This is a genomic window from Shewanella sp. ECSMB14101 (genome assembly GCF_000773485.1).
Lineage (GTDB): Bacteria > Pseudomonadota > Gammaproteobacteria > Enterobacterales > Shewanellaceae > Shewanella > Shewanella marisflavi.
This window is the reverse complement of sequence record NZ_JSFF01000021.1, coordinates 74,037-89,778: the sequence shown is the minus strand read 5'-3', so window position 1 is coordinate 89,778 and position 15,742 is coordinate 74,037. Positions and strand designations below refer to the sequence as shown.

The window sequence follows — 15,742 nt, the reverse complement described above, 5'->3', positions numbered from 1 at the left end:
GCACATAAGCCCACCGCAGGTGATAGATTGCAAAGAAGATGCGACCTTCAACTCAATATACCAATGACGACAGCGCCAGACGCTACAACAGCAAAAGTGCAAACAAAGCCCCCCGCCGGGCAGGCGTTAGATGGCGATGAAGGTACAACCTTCAATTACCTATCCAGCATCCCTACAGGTCACAAGACGCACAGCGTGTCACTGGTGTATCTGCACAACCCCGTTGGGCAGGCGACAGATTGCCATAGAAGGTATGGCGTTTATCACCTTTGCCGAATAACCAATTAGCCAGATGCTAACCCCTAGCCTATGCCAAGTGCTAATTTTGGCCGAAGCCGGATTTAAGGTCATGATGAAATGACTTGGGTGGTAAACCGCTGCAGCGTGATGTTGTGATGCCAAAAATTTGGGGGCCAGCCGCCTTTCTGCTTGAGCGCGGTAACAAACGCCTTGGGCGTGGGTAAACTGCGCCAGACCGAGGGGAGAAACAGGGCGCGGCGCCGGCCATCATCCATCAGCAGCCCATCGATGTCGGGTCTGAGTGTATCGAGCAGGGCTTGTTCGCCCTGGTTTTCTATCGGCATGAGCGGTGAGAGAATCGCGATATCCAGGCTGAGTTCGGCGCGCTCTGCCAGGGTGAGCGGCAGAAACCTTTGGTCGTTAAAGCCGCTGGCATAGGCGTTTTCACAGGCGACTCGCCATAGGGGATCCTTGGTCTGCACTGTGCCGATACAGCCTCTTAGTTCGCCGCCGTGGTAAAGGGTAACGAAACAGGCGCAGTGGCGTTGCAAGGCTTCACTGCTGGGTGGTGACGGTAAGATCAAGCCTCGCCCTGCTAAGGCATGATCCAGTACCTGCCAGACCATGCGGATCAGTTCACGCTTATCTGCCTGACTCAGCTCAATAGAGGACGAAGCTGGCATAGCCGACCACCTCTTCATTATCTCTGGGCTGGCGTGATTCACTGCGGGCGATAACATCGCCTGAGTTGGTATGGGTGACACATTTTATTTGCCAATTGACCTTCTTCGCAAACGCCAGCAGGCCATTGAGGGGATGGCAGCCACAGGCCTGTTCGGGGCTCAGGTGGGCGTCGAGGGACAATATGTTACTGCGGGTGTCGGCATCGATGCGGTTGGCTTCGCCATAAGGGTGATAGTGACTCAGATCGCTGCTCACTATGATCAGTGTGTCTTGGTCTGCGACCTCGTTGATCAAGCGATGCACAGCTTCGGGGCTGGTGGCGCCGACGACGACAGGTAGCAGGGTAAACTCTTCCAGGCAAGATTGCAGCAAGGGCAGCTGAACTTCCAATGCATGTTCTTTTTGATGTGCCGTATCTGACTCTATGGCTAACCTTTGCGCCAGTAGCTGTGTTACACCCGCCTTGTCGATAGGAATTTCACCTAGCGGTGTGATAAAGGCATCGCTGCGGGGCAGGGCACAGCCATTGAGTCCCACATAGTGGCTGGGGCCTAATAGGAGAATACGAGTGTAAGGCTGTTGACGATTTCTTAGTAGAGTCAGGGCCTTGGCGGCAACGACGCCTGAATAGAGATAACCTGCGTGGGGTAAGATGAGGGCTTTAGGGATGATGTCACAGCAGGGAGGCTCGCTGAAATAACCATTAATTTGCTGCATCAGCAGCGGGGGATCGGCTGGGTAAAAACGGCCTGCGACGGCGGCGGGTCGGTATTTCATCTTCTCTTCCCTAGACTGGGCGTCAACTATACTTTTAGTGTAGGTCAACGATAGGTAAACACCCATGTTAACGACGCCGCCCACATACTTTCCCACCCACTATTGGCATGCCTTAGCGGATGGTCGGGTGTGCTGCGATCTCTGTCCGCGAAAATGCACTCTGCGTGAGGGGAAACGCGGTGCCTGCTTTGTTCGTATGCACCATCAAGGCGAGATAGTGCTCACCAGTTATGGGCGCTCCTCCGGCTTCTGTATCGACCCTATTGAGAAAAAGCCGCTGAATCATTTCTATCCCGGCTCGAGCGTGCTGAGTTTTGGCACGGCGGGATGTAATCTGAGTTGCCAGTTTTGTCAGAACTGGGATATGAGTAAGTCCCGCCAGATGGATACCTTGTGTGACACCGCCATGCCAGATGAATTAGCGGCCACGGCTCGTCGACATGGCTGCAAGAGCATCGCCTTTACCTATAACGATCCCGTGGTGTTTATGGAGTACGCCATCGACGCCGCCCAGGCAGCTAAAGAACTCGGGATCAAAAGCGTGGCGGTGAGTGCTGGCTATATCTGCAAGGCGCCGAGGGATGAGTTTTATCAATATATGGATGCGGCCAATATCGACCTTAAGGCCTTTAGCGAACGCTTTTATCACAAGATCTGTCATGGCCAGCTGCAACCTGTGCTGGAGACCTTGCTTTACCTTAAACGGGAGACACAAGTCTGGTTTGAGATCACGACCTTATTGATCCCGGGGGAGAATGACAGCGATCAGGAACTCAACGCCATGTGCCAGTGGTTGATGGAGAATTTGGGCCCGGATGTGCCGCTGCATTTTAGCGCTTTTCATCCCGACTTTAAGCTGCGAGATAAACCCGCCACGCCCCTGTCAACTTTGCAGCGGGCTCGCCAAATCGCCCTGAATCATGGCTTGCATTATGTCTATTGCGGCAATGTTCATCACCCTGATTCAGATGCTACCTATTGCGCCAACTGCCATAGGCGGGTGATCGAGCGAGACTGGTATCAGCTGGGGCAATATGCACTCGATGAGACTGGTGCCTGCAGGCATTGTGGTGCGCCCTTACCGGGGCGCTTCGATAGGGTTAGGCAAGACTTCGGTGCCCGGCGCATAGCGGTGCGTATTCATCGGGATTAAGCGGACGGCATAGCTTGGCGGCTTAGCTTGTCGGCTTAGCCTGGTGGTTTGGCTTGGTTGTTCGGCTTAGTGGTTTAGCCTAGTGGTTTGGCTTAGTGACTTAGTGGCTAAGCCTGGTATTTTGGCCTGGCCGCTTAGCCTGGCTGTTCAGGCTGTTGCGGTTTACGTGCGACACCGCGAATCGTCGGTCTGGCAAGGGAGAAGGCTTTACGCATACTCTCGCGTATTATGGACTCTATCTCGAATCCCGCGAGGCGGAGTTGCGCCTCAGTCTCTCTGTTGAGGTGGCAATTACCAGCAATTCTGCGCCAGATGAAGTTCAGTCTATCTTGCCAGCGTCGCCGCCTGCTGCCCGGCTCGGCAGCGACATGTTCGAGAAAGAGCAGGTGAGCGCCGGGTTTAAGTACCCGCCAGATCTCCTTTAGCGTCCTTGGGAGATCATTGACACTGCAGCAGACCAGGGAAACAAATACCCAGTCGAAGCTCGCATCGTCACAGGCAAGCGATTCGGCTGGGCAATCGAGCAGAGTGATCTGACAATCTGGCATCTTGGCGATCGCAGCAGCTAGTCGACCTCTCATATCCTCATCGGGTTCTGTGAGTACCAGTTCGAGCTCTTGCTTTTTGGGATAGAGGGGCAGGCTGGCCCCTGTGCCGGCACCAATTTCCAACACGCGGCCACTGACTTGGCTTAGTAATTCCCTGCGCCAGTCGATGAGGCAGGCCTGCTCTGGCCCGCGCATCAAGTAGTCGTAACAATAGGCGATGATACGTGACATCTTAGCCCTCGGTTTGCGACCACAATATTTGCCGCGTATATCCTGGATAGTACATTTCAGTACTGGCTTATTTAAGTGTTGACTTATTTAAGTGCCGGCTTATTTAAGTATGGTCACTTTTAATGATGGGCGCTGTTAATTATGGGGCGGGCGAAAAGGGACACTCGTCCCTTTTCTGTGGCCGTGGCGGTGCGGCGCTAGCTGCTGGTTTTAGCTCTCGCTGGTGGAGATCAGAATATCGAACTTAGGATTGTCTCTCAGGTTATCAAAGTCGGCTTCGTTGGCCGCGACCTCTTTAAAGCTGACGCTGTTTTCGATGGCTTGTTCCAGATCCGACAGGGCGCGATCTTCCTGACCCAGGCAGGCAAAGGCGCAGGCGCGCTGGTAGAGGGCATGAGCGTTACTGCCATCGACCTCTAGTACCCTGTTACACAGGCTCAGCGCCCAGTTAAACTCGCGCATCTCCATGGCCGCATCGGCCTTGTAGGTCATGGCCTCAAGGTCACCGGGTCGTATGGTGAGGATCTCGTTATAGACGGCAATCTTCTGCTCTGGGGTCTGGGCGCTCTGGGCGTGTAGCCATAGCGTGTGGATCTCGTTGATGATCTCGATCTCACGGTTGTTCTTGGTGATGATTCGGCTCTTACGCTTAAGGTCTTGTTCCAGCACCTTGAACTTCTCTTCATATTGCTCTGTGATGGATTGTAATTGCTCAGCCGCAAGCTTGGCGGTATTGGTCTTAATCTCCCGAAGGGATTGCCAACCAATAAAGGCGATGAGCGACGCAACCCCCGCGATGATGTAGAAGAAATAGGTCACGGTCACATTGGCATAGTTAAGAGATTTGTCGGCGACGGCCAATTCCCTGTCGGTGATCTCCACCGTAAGCCTGCGCTCGAGATCTTGCTGGTCGGTGCGCAGCGTCTTAAGCTCATCGAGTATGTAGCGCTCTATGAGGGGCTTATCTAATATCGGCTGCTGAGAGTGTGGCAAGTTGGCTTTAGGCGGTTCAATTTTGGCCTCTTCGGCTGCCTGCAGGGTGAGGGGCATGGTGAATGAAATGATGGCGATTAACATGCAAAGTAAGCGTGGCATAACTGATTTCCGTCGTTTATTTGGTGTGAGTCGTCCTAAATTAAGGTCACACTAACAACATAGGGCTTGTGATGCCAATCTAATTGGCAAAAGTTCAGCTTTGCGGCGCGAAAGAGGTAAGCGCCATGCCAACACGGTTTGTTGTGATTGAAAGCGCGTGGGTCATCACCCACGCTTGGTTTAGCCAATAGAGAAGTCGACCTCTGGCAGGCACTCGAAACCGGGCTTAGCAAACAGGTATCCTTGCATCAGACTGATACCAGCGGTCTTGAGCCAGCGCATTTCATCAACTGTCTCTATGCCCTCTGCCAGGCAGGTGATGTTGAGCTCGCGGCAGATGTTGAGGGTGTGCGTGACTATGATTTGTCGCGTCTTGTCTCGGTGAATATTACGAATCAGCTCCATATCCAGTTTGATGATATTGGTTTGAAAGTTGGCCAATAAACCAAGCCCCGCATAACCTGCACCAAAGTCATCGATGGCGGTGATAAATCCCAGCTCTCGGTAGTATTCCACCACGCGTTTGACGTGTCCGCCGTCTTTTATCTTTTCGGCTTCAGTAAATTCAAACATGATTCTTTCTGTCGGAAAACCATATTCCTTGGCGGCGGCCAGTGTGGTGCGGATACAACGTTCTGGTTGATAGATGGCGTTGGGCAGAAAGTTAATACTCAGCATAGTGTCTAAATCTAACTTTGCAGCGAGGGCGATAGCTTTGACACGGCAGGTTTGATCGAAGGCGTAACGGTTTTCATCATTGACCTTGGCAAGTATAGATGCAGCAGATTCATTATTTGGACCGCGCACTAAGGCTTCAAAGCCAAATATCTCTTGCTTATGAATATCTATGATTGGCTGAAAAGCCATGGTGAAATCAAAGTCGAGAAGAGGATTGTTGACGCACTGCTGGCAGCCTTTGGTGGCTAACTGAGCCTGATCTGCTTCCATCTAGTTATCCTTAATCTATGGCGCACTGTATATTTTCCTGCTTAGTGTCGAAAAGATACTACGCAGTGCAGCAGCTTGATTCGACTCGCCGGAGAGTCTAATGATTCAGTATAGTCGTGATTTTAATCGTTTTTGAAGTGAATTCTTTGAGGAAAGTACATTCGGTAAAAATTTTGGCTAACGTCCCTGTTAGCCAAAAAAGTTAAGCGATTGCTATGATTGAAATTAGTTATTATTAGTATTGGTTGTTATGAGTACTGTCTGCGGCGTATTCCCAACAGGAGCAGGGTCAGCAGGGCATACAAGCCAATAGCACCGCCGCCACTCGATTCACTAGGTGGCTCGACTGGTGGTAAAGGCGCATCTTCTACAGTAACCACAAATTGGGTGCTTGCCTCAAACTCGCCGTCACTGGCGGTGACTACGAGAGTGAATGTGCCGCTAGCAGTGAAGGTTAGCTCAAGCTGCTGCTCTGACAGGCTGATCCCCTCAATGCCTGACGCCGACAATGTAAGCGCATCGCCCTCTGGGTCGCTAAATACCTGGCTGAGATCGACGTTGACCACAGCGCTACCAGCGGAGCTAAGTTGTGCTTTAACATCTGCGATAGGGTTAGCGACTACCGGCGGTGTATTGAGTGGCACTTCCACTGGCGTTAAGCCTTTTACCTTGATCAGTGTTGCGCCAATATTGCGCTTAAGATCAGGGGTCGTCCCCAGCTCCAGCAGACCATAGTAGGTGGCGTCAGCTTCCAGTGGCTGTAGCGTCTGGCTATCGTCAAGGTAGCCATTAACGGTCAAGCTAATGTCAAAGCGCTCATCCTGTGCCACCTGGCTTGGCGCCGTGATGTCGAAGCTCGCCTGGTTGCTATAGTTCACATGGGTGATCTCTAAGGTCACTTCGTCGGCTTGATCTTCTACCGTGCCCTCGTAGTTATGGGCAAAGATCCAATAGTTACCTGATGGTGGATTTTCGACGACGCAGCGCTCTTTCGAGTCAACTTCACCACTGAGACAAACAAGAGAGTAGAACAATTCATAGGCATCTGGCATGCCGTCACCGTTCTCATCGATACCGACAAAGAGATCCATATCTGGCGACGTCGTGTCGGTGATCTCAACCACCAAGCGCTTGGTGTATGGCTTGACCACAGTCGGCACGCTGAAGATCACTTCAGGGTTAGAATATGGGCTGTTACGCTCAGCATCGTTAGATGAACCGATCGCGCTGCCAGTAAAGGACTGTGCCTTAAACAGACCAAAACCACGGCTCTGCAGGTCATTACTGCCAGAAGTAAAGATATCTTCTATGAGTATGCTGTTATCGACATTATTCAGCTCGGCGGCGATCTCTTCGATCACTTGTCCAGCTTTAAAGCCAATGGTGGCTTGCAGATGAGTGTCGCTCATGCTGGCATCGGCATTGTTAAGCTTGATATAGCCATGCACCCATTCATCTACCAAGTTGATGTTGGCAGTTGCTTTGATAGTGATTACTTGAGATTCACCAGCATTTAGCGAGAAGCTGGCTGGCGTCACTTCCAGTGTGAAACCTGGGTTGAGGTACTCATATTCAGCCGTCCAGCTGCTGCTTTGGGTCGCGGTGACAGTGCGAGTCCAGCTGCAGTTTGAAATACACTGATTTTGCACCATAGAGCTGGTGTTAAGATTAGTTGGGTCGCCTCCAATTTCAGGGTTGGCAGCAAGATACTCCTCCTTGCTAACATCCAGCAGCAGACCCGCCTTCAATGCCTTATTGATGCGCAGACTACCCGCGCCTTGATCGAAGAAGTCCGAACGCTGGGTTACGCCATCAAAGTCATCGTCTTTATAGGTCGTCTGATGGGCGGTACTCATGATGGCCGACTGTGCTTGTGCCGGTGTCCAAGTTGGATGAGTCGCTTTCAGCAGCGCATAGGCACCAGCTACATGAGGACTGGCCATAGAGGTACCAGAAAAGCTGACATATGGGATGTGGCCAATCTGTCCTTCAAAGATTCTGTCTTCGGCGTTGGCAGCATAAATGTTCACCCCGGGGGCGGCAATATCTGGCGAGAAGATATTGGTGTAGGGCAGGTTAGGGCCACGAGAGGTAAATACGCCGGCGATATCGCCAAGACTTGGATCTCTTGTTGTCTCAGTGGCTTCAATTGTCGCCTGATGACCTTCACCGCTTGCCAACCATTGCGTCAGACGCTCACCGTTATCGGCATTGAGATGAATGGCCGGTAATACATGGTTGTCATGGTTGAGTGAGTCAGCACCGCCAGGCATGTTAATCAAAATCATGCCGCCCGCGCCGCCTGCTTGAACATTGATCCCTTTGCGGACCCTGGCGTTAACGCCGCGTTCGCAGACAACGATTTCACCGTTAAAGCTACCTGGTTCAAACGGTTCGGTGCATTGTGCATTGTCAGCGCTAACACTTGAGGCCAAGATGACAGGTCCTGTGATCCCTGATGTAGCGCCAAATCCGCTCATATTGCCGGGAGGTGTCTCGCCGCCGGTCATGCCGGTTATCTGCTTTTCTTTAAAGGCTAAGTCGTGGCTATAGGCCGCTACTGTGGTTACCCAAGGGGCGTTACCCGGTGCGCCAATGGTGCCGGCTGTTGGGCCTGCGTTACCCGCCGCGACGGCCACGTGAATACCAGCCTGGCGAGCATTGAGGAAGGCTTCGGCGTCGATAGAAGACCAAGGATCTCTTGCCGAGCCGCCCACTGAATAGTTGAGCACTTGTACGCCATTTTCGATGGCATGTTCAATCGCCTTAAGGGTAAATTCTGGATAGCAAGAGCCACCATCGTCACAAACCTGGTAAGAGACTAGGTTTGCGTGAGGTGCAACGCCGCTAATCGCGTCGAATTCAAAGGCACTCTTTTGAGCGATGATTGTGCCATCTTCCTCTTCCGCCTGCAGGTAGAAATTGACGTCATGTAATATATTGCCTGCTGCCGTAGAGGCGACATGTGTTCCATGACCATTGAAGTCATAGCCGACCTGGGTCTTATTTTCTAAGTCATCATACTCAGGGTTATCCAGGCTATCGGCGCTATCGAGACGATATTGAATCAGCTCAGGATAACTGACGATACCTATCAGCTTGCCATTACAAAATTGGCTATATTGCTGACAGTCACCTAAATATTGACCCTCTCCCAGAGGGTTGGTGTGGCGGTATCCATCGGCACCCACTTCGGCAAAAGAGGGGTGGTTGGCATTGATGCCTGAATCCATAATACCCACGATGACGCCTTCACCTTGAGTCGCGCTGACTTGCGCATCACCCTGCCAGACCTGTTTAGCGCCAATAAATTCTGGGCCTGTTGAAGTTTGAATAAAGTGCAGGCCGATAGGCTCTACGCTAAGAACATTGGGATCTTTAGCAACCATGCTGGCTTCGCCCGGACGAAGTTCAACCGCCATGGCATTGACCACAAGCTGGTATTCATGGGTTGGATTGAGGACACGTTTAAGCAGGTTGTTGAGTCTTTGTTTGGTCTCTGCTTGCTGCTGCTTCAAATAACTTTTGTACTGCAGACTTGCCTTTGAGTGGCTGTTTAACAGGCCTGAGGCTTGTTTGTTTGCGGTGTTAATCTGAATATTGGTCGCCGCATAACCGGCAAGTGAGCCGTCATAACTGGCAACAGGGCTTTCCTTGAAACGTACAAAGTACATACCGTCGTTGCGTTGTTTATCGGCGCGTTCGAGTTTTAGTTTTTCTTGGCCAGGGATAAGGGTTTGCAATGGCTTAGTATCATCGGCATGGGTTGAACAAGCGATGGCAGCCGTTAATGCACTAAGCAACAAACTTCTACGACTTAATTTCATTTGATTACCTAAAGGGTTGTGAAATGGGGGATAGCCGTTTTACCGGCTATCCCACAAGGGTTTTACTAACTAGCGTGAAGTGCGACGGCGAACCAGCGCCAAGGCACCCAGGATGAGCGACATCCAGCCTAGTGAGCCACCGTCGCTTTCAGGTTCAAAGCTTGCATCGACCTCTAGCATATGAGTGACCTGATGCACACCGTCAGAGGCGATGATGGTCAGCATGTGACTACCTTCGTTCTCTACTTGACCTGTGATTTCGGTGCCGCTGATAGACAGCGCCGAGAAGCCAGTGCCTTCGACTTCGTAGCTCAGGCTATTGCCTTCTAGATCGTTGAACAGACCGGCAATATCTAAGGTGAAGTTTGCTGATGAACCAGACTTGAAGATGAGTTCTGGTACCGACAGTGAGGCGGCAACGTCTTCATTGACCTGTGGTGCAACGTCATTGATGTCAAGAACACTCACGGTCAGGGTTTCAGTGTCACCTATGTCACGGCCTGATTTAGGCGTTACCTTTATCTCGAACTCACGGTTATTTTCGTAGTCGAGCGCATCAGGGTTAACCACATAAAGCTCATAGGTTTCCTGATTGATGGCAAACGGTGTACCGACCAGTGTATTGGTGATGTGCAGCTCAAACGGCGTGTACTTGGTTGATGGGTAGGTGAAGAAGCCTTGTGAATCCAACTCTATCTTGCCTACAACAGTGCCGACTTCAGCGTTTTCTTCAACACTAAAGTGCTGTCCAGCTTGCGCCTTAGCGATCACTGAGCCATCGTCGTCCATGAGGGAGTTGTAGCCAACTTGCATGAAATCGTCGTTGAGGCTGACGACCATGAAGCCTTTAGGCGCTTCGATTGGGCCTATACCCCCCATCTCAGCGGTGCCCACTGAAGCGATATAGATCTCTTCGCCAGGTTGAGCGGTAAAGGTCTGCTGATAATCAAGCTCGCCTGCTGATTTGCCCTCTTCCATTGCGGCAAAACCCACATGCACTGAGCGATCAAAGACGATGTCGCTACATACTTCTTCGCCACTGAACCAATCCAGGTAGCAAGACTGCTCTACTGTGTAGCTACCGCCCTTGATTGGGTTAAATTGGACCAAAGGCTCATATTGATCCCTGCCCGTATGACGATCGGTTTCGATATGGAAACCAAAGTTTTGATCGAAGTCTTCTACACTGTCTAGCTCATGGTGAAACATATCTTCTAAACAGATTTGCGACACAACATTTTTACCGTTATTGGCAAAATGCGTTGGCAGAGATGACTCTTTGTAGCGTCCGGTTGGATTTGAGTAATCATAAGGGATGGTGTAGTCGATCACATAGGTGGTCGGCTGTCCCTTGTCATTGAGCGCAACAAAGGGTTGAGCAACACGTTGAGCGTCGTCCCAGATGTAGGCTCCTTCGAAGCTGTTATCCCAGCCATTTTCTTTCACCATGGCCTCGTAGAACAGGTCAAAGGTAAATAGGCGTGGACCGCGCTCATAATAGTTCGGTAAGGCGGTGTCGGCGCGATCAAACAGGCTGACGGCGATGTTTAGCTTCTTACCCGTTACGCTACATTGGGCATCATCAAAAATAGCGCCACCGACAGCTTTAATCATATGGCCGCTAAGGTTTTGTAGGTGCTCAGGTAGGGTTTTGTTTTGCAGCAGCAAAGGGTAAGCCTGAAAGGTGGTTGCCGAGTCTGAGTTGTTCACGAAAGAGGCGACATAACCTCGGTAGTTGATTGAGCCATATTCATTATCAGGATATAGCTCATGCCCCCATTCGAGATGATCCCACTCGGTTTGGCCCAAGTCTGGGTTATAGCCGAGGTATGAGGGAAATTCGATAGCGTTTGGGCGCTTAGTGATACTGGTGCTGTGACGCGCCTTGAGCATCCAGCCCAGGTTGATCTCAGGCTTTGACTCTGAAGTCAGACTAATATAGCCGTTAAGTTCGGTGGCTTTTAGATTGGCATCAGTGTGGTCACCGGTACTCATCAGTGGCCATTGAGGCAACTTATTGCCATCGACCGTGATAGTGATCGGTAGGATCACGCTAGAGTTGGCGGGAATATTCACGCTTTCTGGCATGTTGAAGCTAAGTGCCTCGTGAGCGGCTTTTTCGCCATTCATCTTGTAGGCGATCTGGTACGTCTGAGTGGTATCTGAGATGTTTCTTAGCGTGATGCGCTTATGCAGCGTCTTGCTTTGTCCCACTTCATGCATACCAAACTGCACATAAGGCTGATAACTGTTGGTTTCCCAGGCAACAATTGGCGAAGCAACTGCATTTTCCAGGTTTTCCATGCCGTGACCCATGGCGTAAAGTTCAGCTGGGGTCATGCCATCGCTTTCCAGGATGGCGTTAACATTGGCAGTGTTGGCAAGTATTGCTTTGATTTCTGCAGGGCCGAAACCTGGGAACTCGCTCTTAATGACAGCAGCGGCAGCAGCAATACGTGCGGCGCTGGTTAATGCGCCTGAGCGGCTACCCAGTCTAGGGGCTGTTTCATCAGGGTTAGAGATCTTGGCAACGGTTTGGTTGTCGCTCAAAGTGACGATTTCAGGCTTAAGGGCCTGAGAACCACGAACCGGTCCCATAGGGGCCCATTCAGGGATGACCAGCGTCTCGCCATCGTCGGCATAATTGACCGCACCGACAGTGATGGCCGATGTTGAACTACCTTCTGAAGAGATCCAGTTACGGTGTTTAGCCTCTGCATCACCAAAGAGAGAGTATTTAGCCAAGTCACCTGCGTGGGTAACCACTGTCATGCCTTGAGCCGATACACGCTCGATTAGCATCTGTATCAGGCTAGGGGATGAATTACCATCGATGTCAAAGAAGGCACCAGCGCCAGCAGCTTCTATCAAGGCGATATCCAGATGGTCGCTTGTGTCACCATCTTGGTTAGGATCGAGTGCATGCTCAAGGGCTGCTACGATTTTTGCCATGCTAGGGGCTGAGGCAGACACCCAACCATTGTTTTCAGAGACGTTATAGACCTTGTAGGCGTGTAACTCTGCACCTGGGGCGAGTTGGTGAACGATACTCGCCAGCTCGGTGCCTTGGCCAGTGGGGTAAACCCAGCCGTTATAGGACTCATAGCTTAAGTTTTGATCGATTGGGTTGGCGTCATTGCCAAAGTTCTCGCTAGAGAAATCCCAGCCGCCTTTTACTACAGCCGTTGGAAATCCGCTGTACTCGATGGCGCCGTTTTCAAGGGCTTCTAGGTAGCTTCCCGCTGGTGGTGGCGTTTCAGGGTCGTTATCTTCGCCATAAACACCAGAGCCGCCAAAGACTGGCAAGGTATAGTCGATACCGGTAGAGATGATAGCAACGCTGGCCCCTTTACCTGCGGTTTCTTTGCCCATGTAGGGCGTCATCAGGCTGATCTCTTCTGCAGTCGAAGTATTCATTACCTGATGATTATTTGGATCCTGCTTGGCTGTCTGTAGCTGTTGACCGTAGAAGGTTTGGGCTATGGCATCTAACTTGCGGATCTCTGCCAGCGCGCTGTTTTGTACTTCCAGCGTGATGGTATTTGCCAGCAGATGAGTACTTCCCACGAAGCGAGCTTGTGGGTCGATGGTTTTAATTTGTGCTAGAAGTTCTGCTTGTTGCTTGAGTACCTGCTGAGTGTCCAGAATCTGCTGGCCAGAATCCTTCTCTGATTGCGCTAAAGAGAAAGTATAGGTTCCCTTGGACTGTGCCTGCTCGGCACCGAAAGCCACGATCGATTCTGTCTTGGCCTGAAGGGCCCCAGAGAGAATAGCGGTCGAGACGCATAATGCTAGGGTGCATTTGTTAAATTTCATGTCCTTTCCTTCTTGTTATATTTTTGCTGTCGAGTCAACGATTCATGACTGCAACAATTTAATAACGTGAAGGCTACGTAGGTACAATGAAGGGGAACTCGATTATTCCCCGATTTTTGGTCTATTGAGGTAATATTTTTGTCTAAAAAACATCTATTCCGCTATTAATCAATTAGATACGATATTGTGTCTTTAGTTTGCAGTTAGAGAGTAACCATACACATCAGCCTCGTTAGCCAGTTTGAGGGTGACTAAATAGGAGTGGCCATCGGCCCGCGAGAGGCCAAAAAATTTTCTTACCGAGTCGGCCGGATATTGACGAACCACTTCCGGCGTATGGTGCTCACTATCAGGTTTGATGCGCATGATGGTGTCGAACTCAGCGTCTCTGGCCAGAAAGTAGAGATAGCCTTGCTCATAATAAAAAGCGCCATAGTCATATTTTGCCAGCTTGTCGGTAAGCTGGTTCATTTGACCTGTGGTGCGGTCGAAATGCCAGATGCCATTCTGGTCAAACTGTGAAAGGTAGAGGGTTTTGCTGTCTTTTCCTTCAATCGCATAGACCCCTTTCTGCTGGGTGATCTGCTCAAGCTCGCCGGAATTTACATTCAACTTATAGATACCGTTTCGCTTATCGGCAAAGCCCTTAAAATAAAGGTGTCGGCCATCTTGCGACCAGCTTAAATTTTCAGCTTCTAGTCCCTGGGTATCGATGGCACGATAGTTTTCCGATTCAATATTGCCGATATACAGGGTTCTACCTGTATCAGTCATGATGTTGACTGCAAAGTCAGTGCTGACGGGGGAGATGGCGGGCACGCCCACATTGCCCAATGAGTGGGTGATATTCTTACTACTGACCTTGTTGTTTTTCCAGATGGACCAAAGCTTGGAGCGGTTCGAGAGAAACAATATGTCGTCACTGGCCTGTGAATATTTGCCGTACATATCCCGTGAGGAGGAGGATATGCGGCGCAGCTGCTTGCCATCGGCATAGGCCTGTTGAGTGATGTACTCTTTGGAAATATGTTCTGTGATATATAGCAACTTGTTGTTATCGGACAGTGTGATGCTGCTGGGCAGTCCTGATTGGGGTATCGGTGAAAGTTGGCTGCCATCAGGGCGAATGCGCGAGATGATTGCCGCTGCGCCGTCGATGTTGTTGACGTAAAAGAGCTCTTCTCGTGCCGAATAGTCGAAATCTACTATGCTACCGCTGTCTTGAATCAGTTGTTGCAGCTGGCCATCTTGATCTTGTAGCACCAGATTCAACAGATTAGAGGCCGCTCGTTCACGAATAAAAGCCAGCTGAGTGTCTTGTTTGAGCCATTTAGGGGCGTAATCGATCTCATTTTTATTGGGAAAGCTGATCTGTTGGCTCTGCTTTGTGGTTAGTGAATAGGCGATAAGTGCGACTCTGTCATCCATTTTTTTAGCATAGATCAAACGGTTATCGTCGACGCCTGACCAAGATACGATGCGCTTATAGGGGATATAAAAACAATCAGAAGCCACTAAGGCATCGGTATTGTCGAGCAGATTTCTTATTCTGACCTGGCATTCACCACTGTGGTCGACTCTAACGTAGGCGAGCTTTTTATCGGACAGGGACCAGGCTGGTGAGGCTTCTTCATTGTTTTTAAAGGAGATCAGCGTGAGCGGCGCATCGGCCTGGTTGAGTTCTTTGATGTAGATCTTACCGCTGAGTGAGTTGTCTCGCCATTGCATGGCCAGACGCTGACCATCGTGGGATACCGCGATATGCTCTTCTACGCCGCCATAGTTAGTGACTTTTATTTTAGTTGGCGCCATGACGACCTGGGCTGTGCTGGCTTCATCGAGCACAGGTGGAGTGCTGGGGCTGAACCATGAATAACCAAGCCAGGTCAGTAGCGCAAATACAGCCGAAGCGGCCAGAATATTTCGGTAGGGCTTGCGTGGAGTCGGCGTTTGTTCAGCAGATAATGCTTGTACAGGTAGCGTTAGCTGATAGCCGAGCTTTGGCAAGGTGTTAAACACCTCCTCTTCGATTCCCAGCTCTTTGAAGGCTTTCCTCAGCACCCAGATCCCATTGGTAAACCCCTTCTTGCCAACCCCCTCATTGCCAAGCCAGATGGTCTCAACAGCTTGTTGACGAGACACAATATTGTCTGGGCTGTTAATAAACAGCATCAGGAGTTCAAAGACTTTAGAAGAGAGTTTTATGCTGCTTTGTGCGTGTTTTAATGACATTAACTTGCAGTCTAATTCGCATCCGCCAATTTGGTAGTTAAGGTTTGTCACTAAAATGGGTCCACTTTCTGTTGTTTTTGTTATTAGGCCTATGATAGGAGCAGAGTCGACCAGGACTCAATAGCCAGTGAATATTTATTGATACTGCCTTTACTAATATACTGTTTTTAAGTGGTTTTAAAAGGTTACAA

General features: G+C 50.6%; 10 protein-coding genes. 2 read left to right on the top strand and 8 right to left on the bottom strand.

What is annotated here, in order from left to right; genetic code table 11:
* Positions 1 to 288 (top strand): hypothetical protein (locus NY07_RS19735; RefSeq protein WP_235363944.1); only part of this gene is annotated, 288 nt, incomplete at its 5' end.
* Positions 289 to 347: 59 nt separating this feature from the next.
* Here NY07_RS19735 and amrA read toward each other — a convergent pair.
* Together amrA and amrB are read right to left on the bottom strand one after the other, a co-directional pair.
* Positions 348 to 923 carry an AmmeMemoRadiSam system protein A gene (gene amrA, locus NY07_RS15025; protein WP_033540170.1) on the bottom strand — a complete coding sequence of 192 codons (576 nt, stop codon included), beginning with the start codon at positions 921 to 923 and terminating at the stop codon, positions 348 to 350.
* Positions 901 to 1,701 (bottom strand): AmmeMemoRadiSam system protein B, encoded by an 801-nt coding sequence (gene amrB, locus NY07_RS15020; protein ID WP_033540169.1) that lies wholly within the window; start codon positions 1,699 to 1,701, stop codon positions 901 to 903. The genes amrA and amrB overlap by 23 nt, the downstream gene beginning before the upstream one ends.
* Before the next feature lie 64 nt (positions 1,702 to 1,765).
* On the opposite strand from amrB, the gene amrS reads away from it, so the two are divergent.
* Positions 1,766 to 2,854, top strand: coding sequence for an AmmeMemoRadiSam system radical SAM enzyme (gene amrS / locus NY07_RS15015; RefSeq protein ID WP_033540168.1), 1,089 nt, complete (start codon positions 1,766 to 1,768; stop codon positions 2,852 to 2,854).
* Positions 2,855 to 2,988: 134 nt separating this feature from the next.
* On the opposite strand, the gene NY07_RS15010 is transcribed toward amrS, so the two are convergent.
* The 6 genes from NY07_RS15010 to NY07_RS14985 form a co-directional block, all read right to left on the bottom strand.
* The gene (locus tag NY07_RS15010; RefSeq protein WP_033540167.1) at positions 2,989 to 3,633 is read right to left on the bottom strand and encodes a class I SAM-dependent methyltransferase; all 645 of its coding nucleotides are present in this window, start codon (positions 3,631 to 3,633) and stop codon (positions 2,989 to 2,991) included.
* 210 nt (positions 3,634 to 3,843) lie between these two features.
* Positions 3,844 to 4,728 (bottom strand): tetratricopeptide repeat protein, encoded by an 885-nt coding sequence (locus NY07_RS15005; protein WP_033540166.1) that lies wholly within the window; start codon positions 4,726 to 4,728, stop codon positions 3,844 to 3,846.
* Between the two features lie 180 nt (positions 4,729 to 4,908).
* On the bottom strand, positions 4,909 to 5,676 hold the full coding sequence (locus tag NY07_RS15000; protein WP_033540165.1) for an EAL domain-containing protein: 768 nt from the start codon (positions 5,674 to 5,676) through the stop codon (positions 4,909 to 4,911).
* 248 nt (positions 5,677 to 5,924) lie between these two features.
* Positions 5,925 to 9,503, bottom strand: a complete 3,579-nt coding sequence (locus tag NY07_RS14995; RefSeq protein WP_033540164.1) for a S8 family serine peptidase — start codon at positions 9,501 to 9,503, stop codon at positions 5,925 to 5,927.
* A 69-nt stretch (positions 9,504 to 9,572) separates the two neighbouring features.
* On the bottom strand, positions 9,573 to 13,319 hold the full coding sequence (locus NY07_RS14990; RefSeq protein WP_033540163.1) for a S8 family serine peptidase: 3,747 nt from the start codon (positions 13,317 to 13,319) through the stop codon (positions 9,573 to 9,575).
* Positions 13,320 to 13,511: 192 nt separating this feature from the next.
* Positions 13,512 to 15,551 carry a winged helix-turn-helix domain-containing protein gene (locus NY07_RS14985; RefSeq protein WP_033540162.1) on the bottom strand — a complete coding sequence of 680 codons (2,040 nt, stop codon included), beginning with the start codon at positions 15,549 to 15,551 and terminating at the stop codon, positions 13,512 to 13,514.
* Positions 15,552 to 15,742 lie beyond the last annotated feature (191 nt).

Excerpts from the sequence above, each read along its gene's own strand:
- amrA (WP_033540170.1), bottom strand. The coding sequence starts at position 923 with ATGCCAGCTTCGTCCTCTATTGAGCTGAGTCAGGCAGATAAGCGTGAA.
- amrB (WP_033540169.1), bottom strand. The coding sequence starts at position 1,701 with ATGAAATACCGACCCGCCGCCGTCGCAGGCCGTTTTTACCCAGCCGAT.
- amrS (WP_033540168.1), top strand. The coding sequence starts at position 1,766 with ATGTTAACGACGCCGCCCACATACTTTCCCACCCACTATTGGCATGCC.
- NY07_RS15010 (WP_033540167.1), bottom strand. The coding sequence starts at position 3,633 with ATGTCACGTATCATCGCCTATTGTTACGACTACTTGATGCGCGGGCCA.
- NY07_RS15005 (WP_033540166.1), bottom strand. The coding sequence starts at position 4,728 with ATGCCACGCTTACTTTGCATGTTAATCGCCATCATTTCATTCACCATG.
- NY07_RS15000 (WP_033540165.1), bottom strand. The coding sequence starts at position 5,676 with ATGGAAGCAGATCAGGCTCAGTTAGCCACCAAAGGCTGCCAGCAGTGC.
- NY07_RS14995 (WP_033540164.1), bottom strand. The coding sequence starts at position 9,503 with ATGAAATTAAGTCGTAGAAGTTTGTTGCTTAGTGCATTAACGGCTGCC.
- NY07_RS14990 (WP_033540163.1), bottom strand. The coding sequence starts at position 13,319 with ATGAAATTTAACAAATGCACCCTAGCATTATGCGTCTCGACCGCTATT.
- NY07_RS14985 (WP_033540162.1), bottom strand. The coding sequence starts at position 15,551 with ATGTCATTAAAACACGCACAAAGCAGCATAAAACTCTCTTCTAAAGTC.